This is a genomic window from Streptomyces sp. NPDC001204, from assembly GCF_053598035.1.
On sequence record NZ_JBSFJL010000034.1, the window covers coordinates 44,347 to 63,520 of the forward strand.

Sequence of the window (19,174 nt, forward strand, 5' to 3'; positions counted from 1 at the left end):
GCCGGCACGGCCCGTAGCGGACCTCCTCGCCGACGGAGTCGGGCTGGAGCACTCAGTGGACAACTGTGCCGTGACGAGGCCGAGCGAGCCTGAGTCCACGTCCTATCGGAGGCAGCACGTCGTCGCGTTCCTCGCAGTGGACGACGTTCTCGACCGCTATCTCCAGTGCCAACTCGTAGTCCGCCACCTGGATCGTGGGCGGGGTCGAGGTGGTGCGGGCAAGCCACTGCTGGTCGATGTCCTGGGTGGGGACGCCGTCCGCGTGCAGGACCGGGATCTGTTCGTCGCCGAGCCAGGTGTCGAGCTTGGGCGCCGTCGTGTCGATCGCGAAGCGCAGGCGCTGCCAGGTCCCGGTCGGCAGCGGCCTGCTCTGCGCCACGCCCGCCGGGCCTTCGCGGGCAGGGTGGCGGCGTCATGGCGCGACCACCACCGACCGCGGACAGCGCCGACTCGGGCAACCATGGCCTACACCCAATCCCGCTCCCACCTGCATGGATGAGGTATTCGGCAAGGGCAAGGTCCTTCACACCACCGTCCACGGCACGCCGTACCCACGGCTGGCCGCCGAAGTTGACGGCGGGCTGGATGCAGACGCACCCGTTCGGGCAGTCGATCCCGGCACGTGCCGGGCCGGCTTCGCCGGCGGCTGATACGGGTGGCTCGACAACCGGACGAGCCGTTGGCCACCGAACTCGCTGCCCCGGCAACCGAGCAGCCCGACATGTCACCACGCCAGGCCGCATCGCCCTACCGCTGCGGCCCGCGTCTTCTTTCCTCTCCGGGAGGCTGTTCGCCGCGGATCGATGAGCCCGAGCTCCGGGTCGCTGGGGCAAGGCCGTCGTGGGCGGCGAGGTGGCCGGAGGTCGGGAAGGTTCTGCCGTCGCCGACCTCGATCTGGATGCGTGCTCCGGTCCTGACGCCGACTCCTGGCATCGAGGGCAGGGCCGGATCCGGTGCCTCCCCGGATCATCGACAACAGGAGGGGGAACTCATGCCGGCCCCGAAGGCCGGAGGCCCAGTGCGTAGCCACGAAAACCTGTAACGGGGGGACTCGTCGCGCGCAACGTCCGTACGGCTCAGGCGCCGGCCTCACACCGCGCCCCTCCCATGTCCGGCAGCTGTCACCCGCAGTCGGGAGCCTCCTCCAGGGCCGCCGCGTCAAGCGCCATGGTCAGCCGGTCGAGGCGGGCGCGCAGCTCGCGGATCTCGTCGAGGGTGAAGCCGGTCGCCGCGCCGATCCGGTGCGGCACCTGGAGTGCGCGCTCGCGCAGCGCCGCGCCCTCCTCGGTGAGCCGCACCTCGACCGACCGCTCGTCACGCGCGCTGCGCTCCCGATGCACCAGACCGGCCGCCTCCAGCCGCTTGAGCAGTGGGGACAGGGTGCCGGAGTCCAGCCGCAGATGCTCCCCGAGCCGCTTCACGGGCGTGTCGCCATGCTCCCAGAGCACCAGCATCACCAGATATTGCGGGTAGGTGAGCCCGAGCTCCTTGAGGACCACGCGGTAGACGCCGTTGAAGGCACGCGAGGCGGCATGCAGCGAGAAGCAGATCTGGCGGTCCAGACGCAGCCACTCCTCGTCCGGCGGGGCGCTGGGCGGAACCTCGGTAGTCATACGGCCAGGATAGCCGGACACCGCGCCATTTGATTGTGCACAACTCAATTGTGTGCTCTACTTGTGTGCGCAACCGATACTCGTCTCGCTTCGAGAGGTCTTGATCCGCCATGGATACGCTCTACACCGCCGTCGCCACCGCCACTCACGGCCGGGACGGCCGCGCCGTCAGCTCCGACGGCAAGCTCGACCTGCAACTGGCCGTCCCCGTGGAGATGGGCGGCAGCGGGCAGGGCACCAACCCCGAGCAACTGTTCGCCGCGGGGTACGCCGCCTGCTTTGCCAGCGCCCTCGGCGTGGTCGGCCGTCAGGCGAAGGTGGATGTCAGTGACGCCGCGGTCACCGGTGAGGTCGGCATCGGCAAGCAGGGCGAGGGTTTCGCGCTCGCTGTCACCCTCCGCATCGAACTGCCCGACAGCATCGACAAGGCCACCGGCCGCAAGCTGGTCGAGCAGGCCCACCAGGTCTGCCCGTACTCCAACGCCACCCGCGGCAACATCCCGGTGGACCTCGTCGTCGAGTAGGAGGTCCTAACAAGGGCGTTGGACGTGTCGGTGGGTGGTCAGGCAGGTGGCGGGGCCGAGGAAGACCTCGTGGATGTCGTCGCGTCTTTCCCAGCGGATGCGTAAGCGGCGCAAGCCGTGGAGCCAGGAGATGGCGCGTTCGACGACCCAGCGGAAGATGCCCAGGCCGCAACCGTGGGGCTGACCCCGTTCGGCGATCACCGGGCGAATGTCGCGCTGCCGGAGCAGGCGCCGGAACTTGCCGTGGTCGTAGCCGCGGTCGGCGAGCAGGGCGTCCGGCAGCCGACGTGGCGGGCCGACGGCACCGGGCGACGGACAGGAGCTTGTCGAGCATGGGCAGCGGCCGGGGTGACGTCGTTACGGTTGCCGCCGGTCAGCAACACCGCGAGCGGGATACCCTGCCCGTCGACAAGGACGTCAGGCTTGCTGCCCGGACGTGCGCTGTCGACCGCGCTGCGACCGTTTTTGGGCACCGCCGGGCCGCCCGCACGGGGGAGGAGACGATCCCCCTCACTCAGTCCAGCTGGCCGGTCTCATTCCAAGCGGCCAGGCGGCGCGCCAGCAGGTCACACCCGAGCCGAAGACCAGTTCCTGCGGCAGGTACTCCCGCCGGATCCCGGTATGCAGCACGAACAGAATCCCGCACAGGGGCTGCCGGTCCGGCACCCGCGGCCGCCCCTCGACCGTTTTCGGCCCTGGCTTGGGCAGCAACGGTTCGATCAGCGCACGCAGTTCATCCGACACGATCCACGACCGCGACCGTCTTTTCCCCACGACCAGACCAACGAGCGGACAAGCCGCCTGTTCGGTCTCGGCAGGATCACTGCTGACGGGTGGTTGGTCTCGCGAGAGTGAGTTCGGTCCACCGCTCCAGTTCCTCGGCGTGGCTGCCGGCCGCGGTCGCTCGGGCGACCGCGGCGGCTGCCCCGGGTGGGGGCTCGCCATTGCGGAAGAGCAGAGCAAGTCGGCTGGGGCTGGCCGTCTGCCGCGACACGGGTATCCCCGAACATGCCGCGAGGACGGCAGCCCTGGGCATCGATGGGTATGTGGCTGGGGTTGTCCACGCCGATCATGAGGCTGAGGTCCACGGCGAGCGCGCCCGCAGGGTCGCAGCCGACCACGGGGCGTGGGTCGCCACGGCCGCCTTCGCGGGTCCGACCGGTGGCGGTTTCGACCGCACGTCCGGCCGCTCGGGCATCTGGTCCGCAGACGGGGAACTGGTTGCGGAGGCGAGCTCCGCTCCCGATGAGATTGCGCGGGCAGTTTTCATGCCGGAAGGCATGCTGCAACCGGCTCCGTAGCACCGCGTGGCCGTCGGCGCCGGCGCGCACTCATCCACGTCAGCGGGCAGGTCGCACGCCGGGCCGATGGGACTCCGGTCGCACCCGGCGACCTGGCCGGGCAGGTTGCCCAGGCACTGCGCAACACCTCCGTCGGGCTGGCAGGCGCGGGCGCGTCGTTCACGGACGTGCTGCGCCTGACGTTCTACGTGACCCAATGGAGCCCGGAGAAAATCGGCGACTTCATGGCCGGTGTGAAGGCCGTCGCTGACGAGATCGGGCTCCAACTCCCATGCCGCCGGCCTCCCTGATCGGTGTCGAGTACTTCTTCGAGCCGGATGTGCTCGTAGAAGTCGAAGCAACTGCACTGCGCGGCTGACTCTTGAGGCATGTCTTCCAGCCTCGTCTCCATGCGATCGCCACCGCGGGCGCGCGACGAGACCGCGCACCGCCAGCCGTGGCCGAGGGAGAGCAGCTGCTTCGAGCACGGGGCATCCGGCAGTATGGCCCTGTGCCCTCACTGCCCGGAACCCAGGACCGCGCCGCAGGCGCCGCCGCCGCGGTACGGATCCGCCTGGCGGCGGCCGCGGCCGCGGTGCTGACCGTCGCCGCGGGGCTGGGACTCAGGGCCGTGACGGCGGGGAGCACGGGCAAGTACGGCGGAGACGCGCTGTACACCGTCCTGCTTGTCACCCTCGTCGTTCTGGTGGCGCCCCGGGTGACGCCCCTGACGGCCGCCGCAAGCGCGTTGGCCGTCAGTTGGGGGATCGAGTTCCTGCAGCTCAGCGAGGTGCCGGCGGAGCTCTCCCAGCGCAGTGCCGTCGCCCGCCTCGTACTCGGTTCCACCTTCAACGCGCCCGACCTGCTCTGGTACGCGGTCGGCGCGGCAGCGGGCTGGCTCGTCCTCACCGCGGTGAGGAGGGAGGCGTAGAGCTTGCTGGTGGCTGACCCCGGAGGCTCCGCCGATCGGCCACAGCTCAGGAGGCGAGCGAGACCGCCCCCGTGACCGTGAACACGGACGGCCAGGCGTCCATGCTGCCGCGGTGCGGCTGAGTCCGTCGTGCTGGACCGTCCGGTGAACTGGGAGACTCGGGCGGTGATCACCCCCCGCCGCCCCTTGGGCACCGGTCCCCGACCCGCCGCCGAGCCGGAGCTGTCGCCCATTGGCGACAGCCGCGAGCGAGGCCGTACGGCTGCGGAACGGGCTGCCACCGAGTCTCCTGCCTCCGGGAATGAGGGCCAGGTGGTGACGCGGTCGCCAGGCCGCCGACGTCTGGGCACAGGGGCCGACCCGCTCTAGTGTCGGGCCCCCGTCTGAGGCCGGATCTTTGAAACTTCCCAGCGAGAGCGAGTGTGAGGCTCAGGCACCTTGAGCACGCCTGGCCCACGCCCTGGCTCTCGCTGGTGTGACGCCGAAGCCGGCGACTGCCTCAGGTTGATCCCTGCCCAGCCCTGTCGAACGTTCCTCGCTCAACGGCCCTGCTCAGGTGGGGACTGGCGTCCTCATAACCGCCACGCTATTGAGCAGGGCCACCCTGATGATCAGGCGCCGCCGGAGCGGAACCCACGTGAACAAGCCTCCGGGTGTGCGAGCACGCTCGATCGAGCCGTACGGGCCATGAGCTTTCTCAGGCCGCGGGAAGGCGGGCGGATCAGCGCAGGCCGGCGAAGAGGTCGTTCTCGGGCACGGCCGCGCCGGTGGTGTCCCGGACACGCACGAAGGTCTCGACGCCCATCAATTCGGTGAACCTTTTCTGGCCCATTTTGAGGAAGAAGATGTTCTCGCCCTGGCTGGCGTGCGCGGCCAGCGCATCGAACTTCTGACCGCCGAACGCGGTGGTGTCCACCCAGGTGGTGATCTCCTCGTCGGGGAGTCCGATCTCGGCCATCGCGGCGGCCTCGGCGGGATCCGGCTCCTGCCAGTCCGCACCGAACTCGCGCATGGCCTCCCCGAACCGCTGCATCATCGAGCGGGGCGCCGTCGTCCAGTACACCTTCGGTGTCGCCATGGTCATCGCCAGCGCCGTCATCGTGATGCGGTTTGCCTGAATGTGGTCGGGGTGGCCGTAGAAGCCGTTCTCGTCGTAGGTGACGACCACATCGGGTTGGTAGCGGCGCAAGAGCTCGGCGAGTCGGGCAGCGCCCTCCTCCACTGGCGTCTGCCAGAAGGATCCGGGGGCGTCGTTGGTCGACCAGCCCATCATCCCGGAGTCGGCGTAGCCCAGGGTTTCCAGATGACTGACCTTCAGGATGTTGCAGCTCGCCTCGAGCTCTTGGCGCCGCATCAAGGCGACGGCTGCCGGATCGTGCCCGGGGTCGTCCGGCTTGGCACCCCCCGGTCCGTCACCGCAACTGCCGTCGGTGCATGTCACGAGGACCGTGCGGATGCCCTCCGCCGCGTACCGTGCGAGGACACCTCCCGTGCCAGTGGCCTCATCGTCGGGGTGGGCGTGCACCGCCATGAGCGTCAAGGGCCGGTCATTCATGAAGTCCTCCTGTGTGAAAAGGCCGCGGTCCGAGTCTGCGGCAGACATATGAGAGGTCGCCCCGATATCGGGTGACCAGGCGTACCGCGGACCCGGGAGCCCCCCGGATCACGTCGGCCGGACGATCTTTTGGCCTCTCTGTTCCCTGCCCGCGCGGCGCCGGTCCCTCGGCTGGTGCAACAGCGCTGGCCGGATCGGTTGTTCCCGCCACGCAAGGGAACACTCCTGCGCCTTGGCGCTGGCGCCTGTGCACTGCCGTGCGTCGTCGACGGCAGTAAGCTCGACCTGGGCTTCGCCTACGCCCATACCGAGGGAATCGAACTCCGCCTGGACGCAGCCGAGGTCCAGGTTCGCCGGCCGCAGGCCCGGATGCCCGTAGGGGAGTGGGGTGTCGGTGGCGGGTAGGGCTGGAGTCCGCGGTCGCCCCATGGGCAGGGGGTGCTGACGACCCCGTACAGCGGTGCGCTCTGTGCCAGGAACACGGGCGGCCGTTGCGAGGCGGGGCATTGCTGGGCCGCGGCCCGGCTGTGTGGGGCAGACCGGTGGCTGGTCGGTGCGCACCAGGGCGTCCTTGTGGCGTACCTCATTCTGGATGTTCCGATGAGGCGCCGCCGCTGACGGGGGTCCATCTGGAGGACTGGTCTGATCGTTCGGATGCTGCTGTGAGGCGGGTTGGGAGATCGCCGCGGAGGACCTGGGCCGCATCTCGCCCTACCTGACCGAGCACATCAACCGGTTCGGCGAGTACAGCAGGCACGAGTTCGGCATCCGGTTCGAGGCCTACGCCTCGAAGCCCGGCGTCGACTTCACCCCGCTACGCGAACTGGATCTGGCCGCTGCCGGCTTTGGCACGGCCGCCTGGGCTCCATGGACCCGATCCGCAGCGCCGCGCACGGATCGGGCTCGTCTGCCGCCCCCTTGATGGCAGTTGCCGCGCGCAGGCCATCATGGTCGCGCCTGGTCAGTGGGGTGATGACCGGCAGTTGATCCCGGTCCTGGAGTGCATCCGTGTCCCGCGGCCCGGCCGGGCGGGCATCCGCGGACGCGTCCGGATCACCTGTGCGCCGACAAGGGGACCAGCTCACGCCGGAACCGGCAGTACCTGCGGCGACGGCAAATCCGGCACACGATTCCCGAGCGCCGGGACCAGCGGGCCAACCACCGACGGCTCGGTGGCCGAGGCGGGTGGCCCGCTGGTTTCGACCGGGCACGCTATGCCCGCAGGAACGAAGTCGAGCGGACCGTCAACGCACTCAAGGACTTCCGGGCCGTAGCGACGTGGTGCGCCAAGAGAGCGTATGTCTTCCACGGGCCGGTCACCGTCGCCGCGATCCGACTGTGGCTCCGCTGACAACCGCCGCGCACCCCTTGACCGCGCCGCCGGTCAGCCCATGCTTTTGGCGCCGTCCAGGGATTCGCGGATGATGTCGGCGTGGCCGGCGTGCTGAGCGGTCTCGGCGATGATGTGCATCAGCACCCGGCGGGCCGACCACTGCGCGCCGGGCTCGAACCACGGGGCTTTCGGCAGCGGCCGCGTAACCTCCAGGTCGGGCAGAGTGGCGACCAGGTCGTCGGTCCGGCGGGCCACCTCAGCGTAGTCGGCCAATGCACCAGTCAGCGTCTCACCGGGCAGCAGCCGGAACTCGTCGGCCCGCCGGGCCCAGTCGGCCTCGGTCATGGCTGTGAAGTCCCCCATCGCCGAGGGGCCGTTCAGGATGAAGTCGACCCAGTTCCGCTCGACCGCGGTGACGTGCTTGATCAGGCCGCCCAGGCAAAGCTCGCTGGCGGTGGTCCGCTGCCCGGCCTGCTCGTCGGTGAGGTCACGGGTGGTGAAGCGCAGGAAATGGCGGTGCTTGGCCAGCACCTCCAGCAATTCGGCGCGCTCACCGGTGACGGCCGGGGCCCCGGCCAGGTCGCGGGTGGTCAGGTCGTTGACGGTCATGGTCTTCGCCTTTCGGTACTCTTGTTCCGTCGGTCAAGGACCACGCTATGAGCCATAGCGGTCAGATTCTGTCCTAAAGCAGGGATGGACGAAGGGCAGATCGCAGCGGCCAACTCTCGGCATCCGCACCGCCGCAGGCCGGACGCACCTTGCACTGCCGTTGCTCGCGCGGTCGTCCTCCGCGCCGACGCGGGGTGTTCCGGAGTACGAGGACCGCGACAAGACCGCAGCCGAGTCTTCCTTGCCGACTGAGCCGAGGCAGGACAGTTGTCATATGAGCAGGCCGGCTGTCACCCGGGGTGATTGATTTCTTCAGTGGGCAGACCGCTCGGGCGCGTGTGCTCGGGCTCCGGCTGGGGCCGTCCGGGTGCTTGGGCACCCTCCATGACCGCGTCACACGGTCCCGCCACGAGGTGTGCTGCCGCCGCCGACGACATCCACCTCAACGTCCCACTGGAGGAGGCCAAAGCCTGCGTTCTGGTGCTCATCGGGGTCCGCGCCGACGGCTCCATGGAACTGGTCGCCCTCGGGGACGGCTATTGCGAGTCGGGTGAAACACGGGCTGACCTGCTGCGGGACTGCGCCCGCCGGGGCTGCGCGCCCCGGTGCTCGCGGTCGGGGACGGCGCCCTGGGCTTTTGGAGGGCGCTGGCCGAGGTGTTCCCCGAAACCCGCGAGCGCAGGTGCTGGGTTCACAAACCCGCTAATCTCCTCGACTCCCTGCCGAAGTCTGCGCAGCCGGGCGCGAAGAAGGCCATCCAGGACATCCACAACGCCGAGGACCGCGACCGTGCCGAGGCGGCGATCAGCACGTTCGCCCAGCTTTACGGCGCGAAGTTCCCCAAGGCGGTCAAGAAGATCACCGATGATCAGGAGCAGTTGCCGGCGTTCCACGACTTCCCGGCCGAGCACTGGATCCACCTGCGCACCACGAACCCCATTGAGTCGGCCTTCTCCACCGTCCGGCTTCGGACCAAGGTCACCCGCGGGGCCGGCTCCCGCACCGCCGCCCTCGCGATGGTATTCAAGCTCGTCGAGTCCGCTCAGGCCCGCTGACAGGCCGTGAATACACCCCACCTCGTTGCACTCGTCCGCGCCGGAGCCCGCTTCGAACGCGGCTGCCTCGTCGAACGCTGCGAGGCAGCCGCGGCCTAGCCGATCGAGAAGGTGGCGCCGGGGGCGGCGTAGTCGACGGAACCGCCGAACCGCGCCGAGGCACGCGCCACCGCTTGCTGCGGTGTGAGGAAGCGGCCGACGTGCGTGACGATCAGTCGGCCCGCCCCAGCCGTGCTGGCTGTGTCGCCCGTGTCCTCGGGAGTGTGGTGCACCTGCTCGCCCTCGACCGGTGCCTGTGCACTCTCGGCTTCGCACAACAGCACGTCGCATTCCTCGGCCAGCTCCGTGAGGCTCGGGCACGGTGCTGTGTCCCCGGAGTACACCAGTGACCTGCCTGCCGCCTCGATGCGCACGGCGAAGGCCGGAATGCCGTGGGACACCGCCCGGCTGGTCAGCCGGAGCGAGCCAACGGCCGTCTGGTGCCCGTCGTGCAACTCGGTAACGGCGAAGGCGGATTCGATCGGGCTGCGGGCTGGAGTGTTGGTGAGAAAGCCGGCCAGTCGGTCGGCAATTCCAGGCGGACCGTAGAGAGGGATCGGCGCTGCGAGGTGGATATCCGCGTACAGGGCGCCGTAGTACGCGGTGAGCAGGTCCGCGCTGTGATCGGCGTGCAGATGCGAGATCCAGATCGCATCGAGCTCATCCAGCCGCACATGCCGCTGGAGTGGGCCGAGCGTCCCGGTGCCCGCGTCCACCCAGATGCGGGTGTCCCCGCTCGACGCCAGATAGCCGGAGCACGGATTGTCCTCGCTCGGGTAGGGCGTGGCGCAGCCCAGGACCGTGAGGCGAAGAAGCTCGTCACTCATCCCCAGATCCTAGAACACACGATCCACAAGTCTTGACGATTACTCGAGTTCTCCCGAGGCGCTCACGGAACTCGGAGACGGCCACGAGCCATGCGGCGGTCCTCCGCTCCCGCCAGCCGCCCTCAAGGAGGTGGCGATCTCTTGCGCGGTGATGAGTCCCGCGTCTTCGCCGAGATCTCGCACAAATCGTTCGTACTCAGGACTTCGCATGCGCAGAAATGGCTCCGTCCACGAGTGATGGTTCTGGCACAACTTCCGTGCAGCGGCCCCTCTGAGTGACGATCGAGCCTCTCATGGGGCATCGAACGTTCGGTTCAGCGGCAGCTCGGGATGTCCTGGCGCACGGTCAAGCAGTTCGCCGACGCTGTGACGCCGGAGGAGTTGTTCACGGGGCAGTGGCGGAACCTGCCCTCGGTCCTCGATGACTTCAAGCCCTACCTGGACGACCGCTGGAGTGAGGGCTGCACCAACGCTTGGAAACGGTGCCCGTACTCGGACACCACCTTTTCCACCGCGGCCAGGGGTCACACCCCGGCCGTCTGCTGCTCGCCGGTCTTGGCATTGGCCAGACATGCCCGCACGAAGGTCCGCGGCTCGAGGAAGCCCTCGATGTCCTGCGTGCCGAACTGGCGGCTGGGCGATCGACGGCGCCCGCCCGTGTCTGCCGCCTCGCCCTGACGTACACCGGACTCCCGTGTTGAACGCGTTCAAAAATAAGGGCTACGCTGATGCCGAGCGGAGCCGAGGGGGTTCGATGAAGGTAGTGCTGCCCGGGGGAACCGGACAGGTGGGCACGATTCTCGACCGTGCACTGACGGCGGCCGGCCACGAGGTCACGGTAGTTACCCGGCGTCCCGTGCGGGCGCACGACATCGGATGGGACGGGGCTACGCTCGGCCGCTGGGCCGCGGCGATCGACGGCTGCGATGCCGTGATCAACCTGGCTGGGCGCAGCGTCTCCTGCCGTTACACCGCCGAGAACCTGCAAGCCATGATGGACTCCCGGGTGAATTCGGCGCGCGTGGTCGGCGAGGCGATCGCCGCCGCCGCCCGGCCACCGCGCGTCTGGCTGCAGATGAGTACGGCGACGGTCTACGCCCACCGCTTCGACGCGGCACACGACGAGACGACCGGGGTGATCGGAGGCTCGGAGGCCGGAGTGCCGGACTACTGGGCGTACAGCGTCGAGATCGCGGAGAACTGGGAGCGGGCGCAGGCCGAGGCCCCGACTCCCGCGACCCGCAAGGTGGCGCTGCGCTCGGCGATGATCATGAGCCCGGATCGGGGCGGTGTGTTCGACGTACTGTCGCGGCTGACGCGACTCGGCCTGGGCGGGCCGGTGGCCGGCGGCGCGCAGTACGTCTCCTGGATCCATGACGAGGACTTCGTGCGAGCGGTGGAGTTCCTGATCTCCCGGGACGACCTCGAGGGGCCGGTGAACCTCGCCTCGCCCGGCCCCCTCCCGCACCGCGACTTCATGCGGGTGCTGCGCAGGGCCTGGGGCATCCCGGTGGGGCTGCCGGCGACGCGCTGGATGGCCGAGCTGGGGGCTTTCGCGCTGCGCTCGGACACGGAACTGCTGCTCAAGAGCCGTCGAGTGGTGCCCGGTCGGCTGCGTGGGGCCGGGTTCCCCTTCGCGTATTCCGAGTGGGAGAGGGCCGCTACGTCCCTCGTACAGCGGGCCAGGCTGGTTCGTGCGGCGTCGAGGCGGGCCCGTGAATCCAGCCACGCTGTGTAGGCGACCACAAGAAGTGGACCAGAACCCGTTCCCGCGTGCACAGCCAGGTTGGCGACACATCGTGTGTCAGAGCTGATCGGGCCGCAGCTGTACGTATGTCCGCTTGCCGTCTGCATCCGTGATGTCGATGGTGACGCTCTTTCACTCTTCGGCGGGCTCTTCCGGCACCTCGCCCATCCGGTACTCGGCCTCCACCAGTAGTTCCTCGCGCACCCGTACACCTGTGAGGCGATCAGCCAGCGCGAATACCGCCGCCTTCCTGTCGACGTCGGAATCCTCGTCTGGCCCGGCCGAGCAGCTGCTGCATGCCGTCCGGGGTCTTGTCCCCAGCCCACTCGGCGATGGTCCGGCAGTTCTTGCGCGGCAGATCCGACAGCAGTCCGAGCACCAACTGCCTCACCCTGCGCCGGGGCTCGACCCGTGCGAACCGTCCCGCGATCCGGCTCATCAGGCCCTCGAACGCCTCCTGCCAACTGGCAGGGTCTACGCTGTGACCTGCGGGCACCGCATGATCTTCAGTCTTCACACGCCGATGATCAACGGTGGCCGCATCCGTCTCCCCAACGCGTCAGGGTCGCGCAGCGTCCGCCTGCCGTCCTGTGTCAGGAGGACATGTGCAACGTGGCGAGGTCTGGTGGGCCGCGTTCGACGAGCGGCGGCCGGTCGTACTGCTGTCGGGAGACGACGCGTCCGGGATCCGGGTGATGCAGGTCGTCGCTCCGGCGGGCGTCGACATCAGTGGTCTGGGCATCGAAGTGGCAGTAGGAGCCGTGGAAGGACTGCCTTTTGAAGGCGTGCTGCGGATCGCGTTCCCTCGTCCAGGCTTTACCCCTTGCACGTGGCTGACCACAGTGTCTCGGGACGACCTGATCGAACAAGCGGGCATCCTGTCCTCCGCGAAGCTCAGCGAGATTGAGGATGCCCTCCGTCTCGGTGAGCAGGCGAAGGAGCGGACCCCAGCGACGACCGCGAAGCTCAACGAAATCAGGGACGCCCTCCGTCTCGGTGGACTCGGGTAGGCGGAGAAGGAACGGACGCCCCTGATGACGTGGTCGATCTCGTCCAGATGATCGACGCTGGCCACCTGTCTCCTCGGCGCCCTCACGATCGAGATCACGATCTACGGCTGGAGTACTAAAAGGCTTCGTGATTGACACAGCAGACCGCAGAGGGAAACTCCAGCCCACGAGTGCCGCACTGGCATGGGCGCCGTACGTCATCGCCGCCGTTGCACTTTCGGCGGCCCTCACCGTTGCAGCCGTTGGCGGCCCGACGCCGTTGGCCGTTGCACTGGCCGGAGCCGCCGTCGTAGGTGGAGGTGTGCAGATCACTGTGCGCATCCGCCGGTAGCCCGCGTTCCTGAACGGTGTTGTTGGACGTCCGGACCTTTCAGACTCGCTGCTGGGGTCCAGCGTCCGACACCCGATCGGTTGTCGGACAAGCGAGCCTTGGCGCCGCGGGCTCTCGTGTGGGGCGAGCCCTGCCCGACGACCTGCAGCCCTGGCTCAATGCCGCGGCTGGCGGCTCAGAGCTCGGTGAACTGACGCTGTGGGAGACCGTACTGCTGCGCTATGGGGTTCCACAGGGCGGCAGCCTTCTTCTTGGCGAGGGTTGCCTGCTCGCTGGCCGCGTTGCCCTGGTCGGGGGTGTTCGTCGGGTGGCCGTTATTGCAGCCGTTGGTGCCGGCCGTCTGGTCGGCCCAGGCGGCGTAGTGGTTGTCGGCGGCGGCGGACGCCTTCCAGGCCGTGGTGAGCTGGGCCACCAGGTCGCCGTGGTTGGGGAGTTTGTCGAAGGTGAGCTGGGAGAGCTTGGTGACCAGGTCGTCGCGCTGGCTCGCCGCGGTGCGCAGGGCGGTCGCCGAACCAGCCAGATTGCTGCACTGCTTGATGGAGGCGACCGCGTCGATCACCGCAGTGCGGCTGCTGTTGCTCGACTGCAGCAGCGCGTCGAGCGACTTCGCTTGGGCCTGCGCGGTGTCCGTCCCGGACTGGCCGCTGCCCGAGGTGGCGGAGTCGTCGGCGGCCGGCTGCTGGTCGTCGCCGCCGACGCTGAGCGCGGTGGTCACGACAATGCCGATCAGAGCGAGGCCGGCCACGCCGATGCCGATGAGCGCGCCCAGCGACAGACGTCGGCCTTCGGCGGGGGCCGGATCGGCGTACCCGGCGTCGAAGCCGGCGCTGCCCGGGCGGCCGCCGTCGTCGCTGTAGCTGGACACTTGCGGGGGCTGCTGCGGCGTCGGCAGGGCGGTGGTCGGTGCGCTGTCCGTGTAGCCGCCGTACCTGTATCCGACGACGCCGAGCGCGGCCGTTGCGGCAACCGGCCGGCCGTCGAGGTACGCCTCGATGTCCGCGCGCATCTCGTCGGCGGACTGGTAGCGGTGGCCAGGGTCCTTGGCCAGCGCCTTCAGGACGATCGCGTCCACCTCGGGAGGGATCTCAGGGCGGAAGGCGCTCGGCGGTTGCGGAGCCTCGCGTACGTGCTGGTAGGCGACGGCGACCGGGGAGTCGCCGATGAAGGGCGGCCGAACGGTGAACAGTTCGTAGAGCAGGCAGCCGGTGGAGTACAGGTCGGAGCGGGCGTCAACGGTCTCGCCCTTCGCCTGCTCCGGCGAGAGGTACTGTGCGGTGCCGATCACCGCGGCCGTCTGCGTCATCGTCATGCCGGAGTCCCCCATCGCGCGCGCGATGCCGAAGTCCATCACCTTCACCTGGCCGGTGCGGGTGAGCATTACGTTGGCGGGCTTGATGTCCCGGTGGACGATGCCGTTGCGGTGCGAGTACTCCAGCGCCTGGAGGATGCCGACGGTCATCTCCATGGCGCGCTCGGGCAGCAACTGGCGACCGCTGTGCAGCAGATCGCGCAGGGTTGAGCCGTCCACGTATTCCATGACGATGTACGGGATCAAGACGCCGTCGACGAAGTCCTCGCCGGTGTCGTGGACCCCGCAGATCGCGGGATGATTGAGCGAGGCGGCTGACTGGGCCTCCCTGCGGAACCGGGCCTGGAACGACGGATCGCGGGCGAGGTCCGCCCGCAGCGTCTTCACCGCGACGGAGCGGTCAAGGCGGATGTCATGGGCGAAATGGACCTCGGCCATGCCACCACGGCCGAGTACCGTGCCCAGTTCGTACCGCCCGCCGTGGCGACGCGGTTCCTCCATGGTGAGTCCCCCTGCCTCTTCCCTTTTCGGAGCCTCCCGGAGACCGAACCTTCAGTACTGGGTTCGGGGAGGCGATGAAGCCCTCGCCAGCCGCTCGACGTGCGGCGACCGCAATGGCGATTGCGTGATCTTAGCCCCGGATCCACCGTTCGGCTCGCCCCGATGATCAAGCTGGGTCTCCGGCGCAGCGCGTGGGCGAGGCGGGGCACCTCAGAAGCCGTTGACTTTCCGGGCTGGCGCCGTGCTGCGCTCTCGCGCACGAGCGCGGGGACGCGGCAGGGTGGCCTTGCGGAGGCCGCCGCCTCCGGCGACAGGACGGGCCACCGGACGGCGCGCGGTCTTCGCCGTCTGGGCCTACGAGCGGTGGGCCGGCCAAGTTGCCGGGGCCGTCTGCTGTGCGTGACTACGAGATATGCGATACGCCGTGACGTACCGCGAGGCGTGACGCCGGCGGGGGCGGGGTCCGCCGGAAGTGAACGCTGTGATCCTCGGTTGTGCCCAGGACGGCGATCGGGACGCTGACCAGCCCGAACGCGATGGCACCGGTCCACACACTCGGGGGTATGACACGCCTCCAGCCGCGAGCAGCACCAGCACAGGAGCCCCGCAGCAGCCCAGCACGAGGAAGGGCCAGCACGGTGCTATGGGCCGAGCGTCTGCCGCACGTCCGGGTAGCAGCGCAGCCGCACTCCGGGCTGCCCTGTATCCCGGGTGGTACGGTCCGTCGCTGCGGTCGCCGGGTCCCAGTGATCACTGGTTCATCGGTAGCGGTTGAGCAGGACGAGCGGGGGTTCTACGGAGCTCTTGCCGAAGTCGCGCTATGCGTACTTCGCAAGTCGTGGCTCGACTTCTTGGGTTTCCACCTGGTCGGCGGGGTATGGCATGGCGGCTTCCTTTGGTTCGGTCAGTTGATCGGCTTGTGGGTTGCGTTCAGTTCGTTGTGGCGGTGGTGTGGTGCGGTCGGTTGTGTATCAGAAGGGCTGAGGCGAGGGCCGCGCACAGGAACACGGCGGTGATGACGGTCATGCCGGCGTGGACGCCGGAGGCGAAGGCATCGCCGACCGCGGCGGTCACGTTCGGGGATGCCGCACGGTGGCCGCTGCTGCCGGTGGAGACGGCGTGCTCGACGGCGGGCCAGGCTGCTCGGGGGACGTGGTGGGCGTCCAGCCGGGCCGGCAGTTGGGCCTGAAGGCGGCTGGCGAGGAGTGCGCCGAGAAGGGAGGTACCGGTGACGGATCCGATCTGGCGGAAGGCGTTGACGGCTCCGGAGGCCATGCCGGCGTGTTCATGGGAGACGCTGACCAGGGCTGCGGCGGTGCTCGGCGCGGCCACCATCCCGCTTGCGACCCCGAAGAGCGCGAAGAGCCACCACACCCGGGCGTAAGGGGTGGTCGGGTCCAGTGTGGTGAGTCCGGCCGTGGCGGCGGCTCCGATGAGGAAGCCCAGGGTCAGTGGGAGCTTGAAGCCGGTGCGGCGGATCACGCGTCCGGTCGCGTAGCTGACGATGACGTAGACGCCGAAGAAGGGCAGCAGCCGCCATCCCACGTCCAGTGCGGCCAGGTGCTGGACGCGCTCGTAGAAGAGCACCGACAGGATGGCCAGGCCGGTGAAGCCGAACAGGGAGACGGCCGCGACGAACATGACGGCGCTGAAGGACACCGACCGGAACAGGGTGATGTCCAGCATGGGTGTGCGGGCCGCGCGCTCGACGAGGACGAAACCGGTCAGGGCCGCGGCCGAGATGACCCAGGCGACGAGGATCCGCGGGCTGGTGTAGCCGTCGTGTCCGCCTTCGATGAGGGCGTAGACGAGGGCGGCGATGCCCAGGACGGCCAGGACCTGGCCGGGGATGTCGAGCTTGCCCTCGGGGCCGCGCGATTCGGCGACGAAGACGGCGGCGGCCATGGTGACCACGGCGAGGACGGCGGTCGACAGGAAGACCGTGTTCCAGTGGAAGTGGTCCAGGAGTGTGCCCGCGATCAGAGGGCCGACGGCGAGTCCGATGCCGGAGGAGGCCGCCCATATGGTGACGACTTCGGTGCGCCGGTGGGGTTCGGGGAAGGTGGCTCCCAGGAGGGCCAGACTGTTGGGCAGGATGAGAGCGCCGCCGAGGCCGGAGATGAGCTGGCCGGCGATGACGCCTCCGGTTGAACCCGCGGCGTAGACGGTGAGCGACCCGATGATCATGATCGCGGCGCCGATGAGGAAAGTGCGCTTGCGGCCGAAGAGGTTGCCGATGGTGCCCGCGGACATCACCAGGCTGGCCACGGCCAGGGTGTACGCGGAGGGTATCCAGACCAGGCCGGTCGGGGAGACGTGCAGGTCGTCCTGGATGGCCGACAGCGCCGACACCGTTGCGGTGATCAGCAGAAAGGTCGTCATGGCGCCCAGGCACATCGCGATGAGCGTGACGGCGGCGGCGAGCCGGGAGGGCTGGTTCGGGGAGGGCCGGTCACCGGTGTGCCGGTCGGCCGGCCTGAGCCGGCCTGGGGCGGGATAAGGAGTGGAAGTCACGGTGTCCTCGTCTCAGCCGCGCTGCGGGTACAGGGCGGCGACGCCACCGGCGAGATCGGCCTGCACCTGGCGGCTGAGGTCGTCGACGACGACCTCAGCCGCCCCGGAGGCAATGCCGTCGACGGCCGCGCGGGCGACGTCCTCCGGGGCGGTCTTGGGTCCCTCGACATGGCGGGCCATGTCGGTGTCCATGTAGCCGACGTGGAGTCCGGACACGGTGATGCCCCGGGGCGCGAGCTGCTGGCGAACCGCGTTGGTCAGGCTCCACTCCGCAGACTTGGCGGCGGCGTAGGCGCCGACGGTGGGAAAGCTGATCCACGACAGCGCGGACAGGATGTTGAGGATGGCTCCTCCGCCCTGGGACTCGATCACGGGGGCGAAGGCCCGGATCATGCCGAGGGTGCCCAGGTAGTGGGTCTCCATCTCCAGACGAACGGCGTCCCAGCTGCCGGTCAGCAGATCGGCGCCCGTGGAACTGCCCGCGTTGTTGATCAGCACCGTGATGTCACGGGCCTCCTCGACAGCCGCGGCGACGGAGGCGGGGTCGGTGACGTCGAGCCGTATCGCTTTCACGCCGGGCAGATCGATCTGGTCCGGTCGGCGGGCCGCCCCGTACACCGTGGCGCCACGCGCGACCAGTTCCTGGGCAAGTGCCCTGCCGAGCCCGCGGTTGGCCCCGGTGACCAGGACGGTGGTTGTGCTGATGTCCATGATTCCTCCCTCGGGATGCGCACACCCCTAGCTGACTTACGGCTGCAGAAGCCAGCCGTGACGCTATAGGCTAACTTTGTGCGAGGCAAGTCAGGTGGAGGGTGGAGAGATGAAGGATCTGCTGGAGGAACGGGACGCCTGGTCCATGGCCAACTGCTCAATCGCCAGGACTCTGGAGATCGCCGGCAACAGGACAGCGCTGCTGATCATGCGTGAGGCGTTCTTCGGCACACGCCGGTTCGACGACTTCGCCAAGCGTGTGGGCATCGGCGAACCCGCCGCGTCGGCGCGCCTGAAGGAACTGACCGCCGCCGGCCTCCTGGAACGCGCCCCCTACCAGGAACCCGGCCAGCGGACCCGGTACGCCTATCAACTGACCGAGAAAGGGCGGGACTTCCTGCCCGTCCTCGCGGCGCTGCGGCAGTGGGGCGACACCTGGGCCGCCGACGAACAAGGGCCCCCCGTGGTCGTACGCCACGAGAATTGCGGCGCCCCGGTGCACGCGGTGCTCCGCTGCGACGACGGCCACGACGTGCCGATCGGGGGCTCGTTCGTCGACGCCGGCCCGGGTCTCATCCGCGTCAGCCCGGACAGCTCCTGAACCCAGCGGCCGCCGAAAAACAGGCAGGACGATTCCGCCAAGCGATCGCCGGCCGGCACGCCACACCGACCCAGACGCCCCCGAGGAGCTGCCGACATGTCCGACACATCGGAGAAGTGCCTGATCACCGGCGCGACCGACACAACAGGAGCGGGAATGCTCAGGTCACGTACGTTCGGCTGGGAAGACCCTGCCATTTCCGCCGACGCCGTTCCTCACCACAGCGGCCTCGACTTCCTCCGCGAGATCCTGGCCGGGCGCCTGCCCGCCCCGCCGATCGCCGCCACCCTGGGCTTCACTCTGGAGGAGGCCGAGCACGGCCGGGCGGTCTTCGTCCTGGTGCCGGGCGAGGAGCACTACAACCCGATCGGCAGCGTCCACGGCGGCGTCTGCGCCACGCTCCTCGACTCGGCGGCCGGCTGCGCGGTGCAGTCCGTGCTGCCCCAGGGAACGGGATACACCTCGATCGACCTGACCTTGAAATTCCTGCGCCCGATCACCGTCGACACCGGAAAGATCCGCGCCATCGGCACCGTCCTCAACAGCGGCCGCCGTACGGCCCTCGCCCAGGCAGAGCTCCGCGACTCCGACGACCGGCTCCTGGCCCACGCCACCAGCAGCTGCATGCTCTTCCCGGTCGCGGGCCGCTGACCATCATGCGCGGCGCGATGGAGAGGACCTGCA

The 19,174-nt window shown here is 69.1% G+C and carries 15 protein-coding genes and 9 pseudogenes; 10 read left to right on the forward strand and 14 right to left on the reverse strand.

What is annotated here, in order from left to right:
• Window positions 1–193: 193 nt before the first annotated feature.
• The 3 genes and pseudogenes from ACWC91_RS33720 to ACWC91_RS33730 form a co-directional block, all read right to left on the reverse strand.
• A pseudogene (locus ACWC91_RS33720) lies at window positions 194–453 on the reverse strand (cellulose-binding protein); the annotation flags it as partial.
• 330 nt (window positions 454–783) lie between these two features.
• Window positions 784–942: pseudogene (locus tag ACWC91_RS33725) on the reverse strand (transposase); the annotation flags it as partial.
• Between the two features lie 179 nt (window positions 943–1,121).
• On the reverse strand, window positions 1,122–1,613 hold the full coding sequence (locus tag ACWC91_RS33730) for a MarR family winged helix-turn-helix transcriptional regulator (RefSeq protein WP_225080160.1): 492 nt from the start codon (window positions 1,611–1,613) through the stop codon (window positions 1,122–1,124).
• A gap of 110 nt (window positions 1,614–1,723) precedes the next feature.
• On the opposite strand from ACWC91_RS33730, the gene ACWC91_RS33735 reads away from it, so the two are divergent.
• Entirely contained in the window at window positions 1,724–2,137 is a 414-nt protein-coding gene (locus ACWC91_RS33735; RefSeq protein ID WP_225080159.1) for an organic hydroperoxide resistance protein, read from the forward strand.
• Window positions 2,138–2,143: 6 nt separating this feature from the next.
• Here ACWC91_RS33735 and ACWC91_RS33740 read toward each other — a convergent pair.
• Window positions 2,144–2,911 (reverse strand): annotated as a pseudogene (locus ACWC91_RS33740) (transposase).
• A 77-nt stretch (window positions 2,912–2,988) separates the two neighbouring features.
• Here ACWC91_RS33740 and ACWC91_RS33745 point away from each other — a divergent pair.
• From ACWC91_RS33745 to ACWC91_RS33755, 3 genes and pseudogenes are all read left to right on the forward strand, one after another.
• Entirely contained in the window at window positions 2,989–3,438 is a 450-nt protein-coding gene (locus ACWC91_RS33745) for a nitrilase-related carbon-nitrogen hydrolase (protein WP_450726162.1), read from the forward strand.
• A 6-nt stretch (window positions 3,439–3,444) separates the two neighbouring features.
• A pseudogene (locus ACWC91_RS33750) lies at window positions 3,445–3,796 on the forward strand (Rid family hydrolase).
• A 132-nt stretch (window positions 3,797–3,928) separates the two neighbouring features.
• Window positions 3,929–4,348: a ribosomal maturation YjgA family protein gene (locus ACWC91_RS33755; RefSeq protein WP_374114083.1), complete on the forward strand. Its 420-nt coding sequence runs from the start codon at window positions 3,929–3,931 to the stop codon at window positions 4,346–4,348.
• Between the two features lie 721 nt (window positions 4,349–5,069).
• Here the strand turns inward: ACWC91_RS33755 and ACWC91_RS33760 are convergent.
• Window positions 5,070–5,903 (reverse strand): PIG-L family deacetylase, encoded by an 834-nt coding sequence (locus ACWC91_RS33760; protein WP_225080158.1) that lies wholly within the window; start codon window positions 5,901–5,903, stop codon window positions 5,070–5,072.
• Window positions 5,904–6,856: 953 nt separating this feature from the next.
• Here ACWC91_RS33760 and ACWC91_RS33765 point away from each other — a divergent pair.
• A pseudogene (locus ACWC91_RS33765) lies at window positions 6,857–7,254 on the forward strand (IS5/IS1182 family transposase); the annotation flags it as partial.
• A 33-nt stretch (window positions 7,255–7,287) separates the two neighbouring features.
• On the opposite strand, the gene ACWC91_RS33770 reads toward ACWC91_RS33765, so the two are convergent.
• Window positions 7,288–7,845, reverse strand: a complete 558-nt coding sequence (locus ACWC91_RS33770) for a DinB family protein (RefSeq protein WP_225080157.1) — start codon at window positions 7,843–7,845, stop codon at window positions 7,288–7,290.
• Between the two features lie 429 nt (window positions 7,846–8,274).
• On the opposite strand from ACWC91_RS33770, the pseudogene ACWC91_RS33775 reads away from it, so the two are divergent.
• Window positions 8,275–8,999: pseudogene (locus ACWC91_RS33775) on the forward strand (IS256 family transposase); the annotation flags it as partial.
• Here the strand turns inward: ACWC91_RS33775 and ACWC91_RS33780 are convergent.
• Together ACWC91_RS33780 and ACWC91_RS33785 are read right to left on the reverse strand one after the other, a co-directional pair.
• On the reverse strand, window positions 8,996–9,766 hold the full coding sequence (locus ACWC91_RS33780) for an MBL fold metallo-hydrolase (RefSeq protein ID WP_225080156.1): 771 nt from the start codon (window positions 9,764–9,766) through the stop codon (window positions 8,996–8,998). The pseudogene ACWC91_RS33775 and the gene ACWC91_RS33780 sit on opposite strands and share 4 nt — an antisense overlap.
• Window positions 9,759–9,953 carry a DUF6000 family protein gene (locus ACWC91_RS33785; RefSeq protein WP_374114087.1) on the reverse strand — a complete coding sequence of 65 codons (195 nt, stop codon included), beginning with the start codon at window positions 9,951–9,953 and terminating at the stop codon, window positions 9,759–9,761. Before ACWC91_RS33785 ends, ACWC91_RS33780 begins: the two co-directional genes overlap by 8 nt.
• 567 nt (window positions 9,954–10,520) lie before the next feature.
• Here ACWC91_RS33785 and ACWC91_RS33790 point away from each other — a divergent pair.
• Entirely contained in the window at window positions 10,521–11,504 is a 984-nt protein-coding gene (locus tag ACWC91_RS33790) for a TIGR01777 family oxidoreductase (RefSeq protein WP_225080155.1), read from the forward strand.
• A gap of 141 nt (window positions 11,505–11,645) precedes the next feature.
• On the opposite strand, the gene ACWC91_RS33795 is transcribed toward ACWC91_RS33790, so the two are convergent.
• Entirely contained in the window at window positions 11,646–11,834 is a 189-nt protein-coding gene (locus ACWC91_RS33795; protein ID WP_450726168.1) for a DUF6461 domain-containing protein, read from the reverse strand.
• Window positions 11,785–11,952 (reverse strand): annotated as a pseudogene (locus ACWC91_RS33800) (IS701 family transposase); the annotation flags it as partial. The pseudogene ACWC91_RS33800 and the gene ACWC91_RS33795, both read right to left, overlap by 50 nt.
• A gap of 166 nt (window positions 11,953–12,118) precedes the next feature.
• Here ACWC91_RS33800 and ACWC91_RS33805 point away from each other — a divergent pair.
• Window positions 12,119–12,523 carry a type II toxin-antitoxin system PemK/MazF family toxin gene (locus tag ACWC91_RS33805; protein WP_225080154.1) on the forward strand — a complete coding sequence of 135 codons (405 nt, stop codon included), beginning with the start codon at window positions 12,119–12,121 and terminating at the stop codon, window positions 12,521–12,523.
• 935 nt (window positions 12,524–13,458) lie between these two features.
• Here the strand turns inward: ACWC91_RS33805 and pknB are convergent.
• The 4 genes and pseudogenes from pknB to ACWC91_RS33825 form a co-directional block, all read right to left on the reverse strand.
• Window positions 13,459–14,664, reverse strand: a pseudogene (pknB, locus tag ACWC91_RS33810) (Stk1 family PASTA domain-containing Ser/Thr kinase); the annotation flags it as partial.
• A gap of 641 nt (window positions 14,665–15,305) precedes the next feature.
• Window positions 15,306–15,389: pseudogene (locus ACWC91_RS33815) on the reverse strand (DUF6207 family protein); the annotation flags it as partial.
• Between the two features lie 205 nt (window positions 15,390–15,594).
• On the reverse strand, window positions 15,595–17,178 hold the full coding sequence (locus tag ACWC91_RS33820; RefSeq protein WP_225080933.1) for an MFS transporter: 1,584 nt from the start codon (window positions 17,176–17,178) through the stop codon (window positions 15,595–15,597).
• Window positions 17,179–17,190: 12 nt separating this feature from the next.
• Window positions 17,191–17,889 (reverse strand): SDR family oxidoreductase, encoded by a 699-nt coding sequence (locus ACWC91_RS33825; RefSeq protein ID WP_376505206.1) that lies wholly within the window; start codon window positions 17,887–17,889, stop codon window positions 17,191–17,193.
• Between the two features lie 109 nt (window positions 17,890–17,998).
• Here ACWC91_RS33825 and ACWC91_RS33830 point away from each other — a divergent pair, with 109 nt between their 5' ends.
• Window positions 17,999–18,490: a winged helix-turn-helix transcriptional regulator gene (locus tag ACWC91_RS33830; protein WP_225080935.1), complete on the forward strand. Its 492-nt coding sequence runs from the start codon at window positions 17,999–18,001 to the stop codon at window positions 18,488–18,490.
• Between the two features lie 156 nt (window positions 18,491–18,646).
• The gene (locus ACWC91_RS33835) at window positions 18,647–19,141 is read left to right on the forward strand and encodes a PaaI family thioesterase (RefSeq protein WP_225080945.1); all 495 of its coding nucleotides are present in this window, start codon (window positions 18,647–18,649) and stop codon (window positions 19,139–19,141) included.
• Window positions 19,142–19,174: the final 33 nt, after the last annotated feature.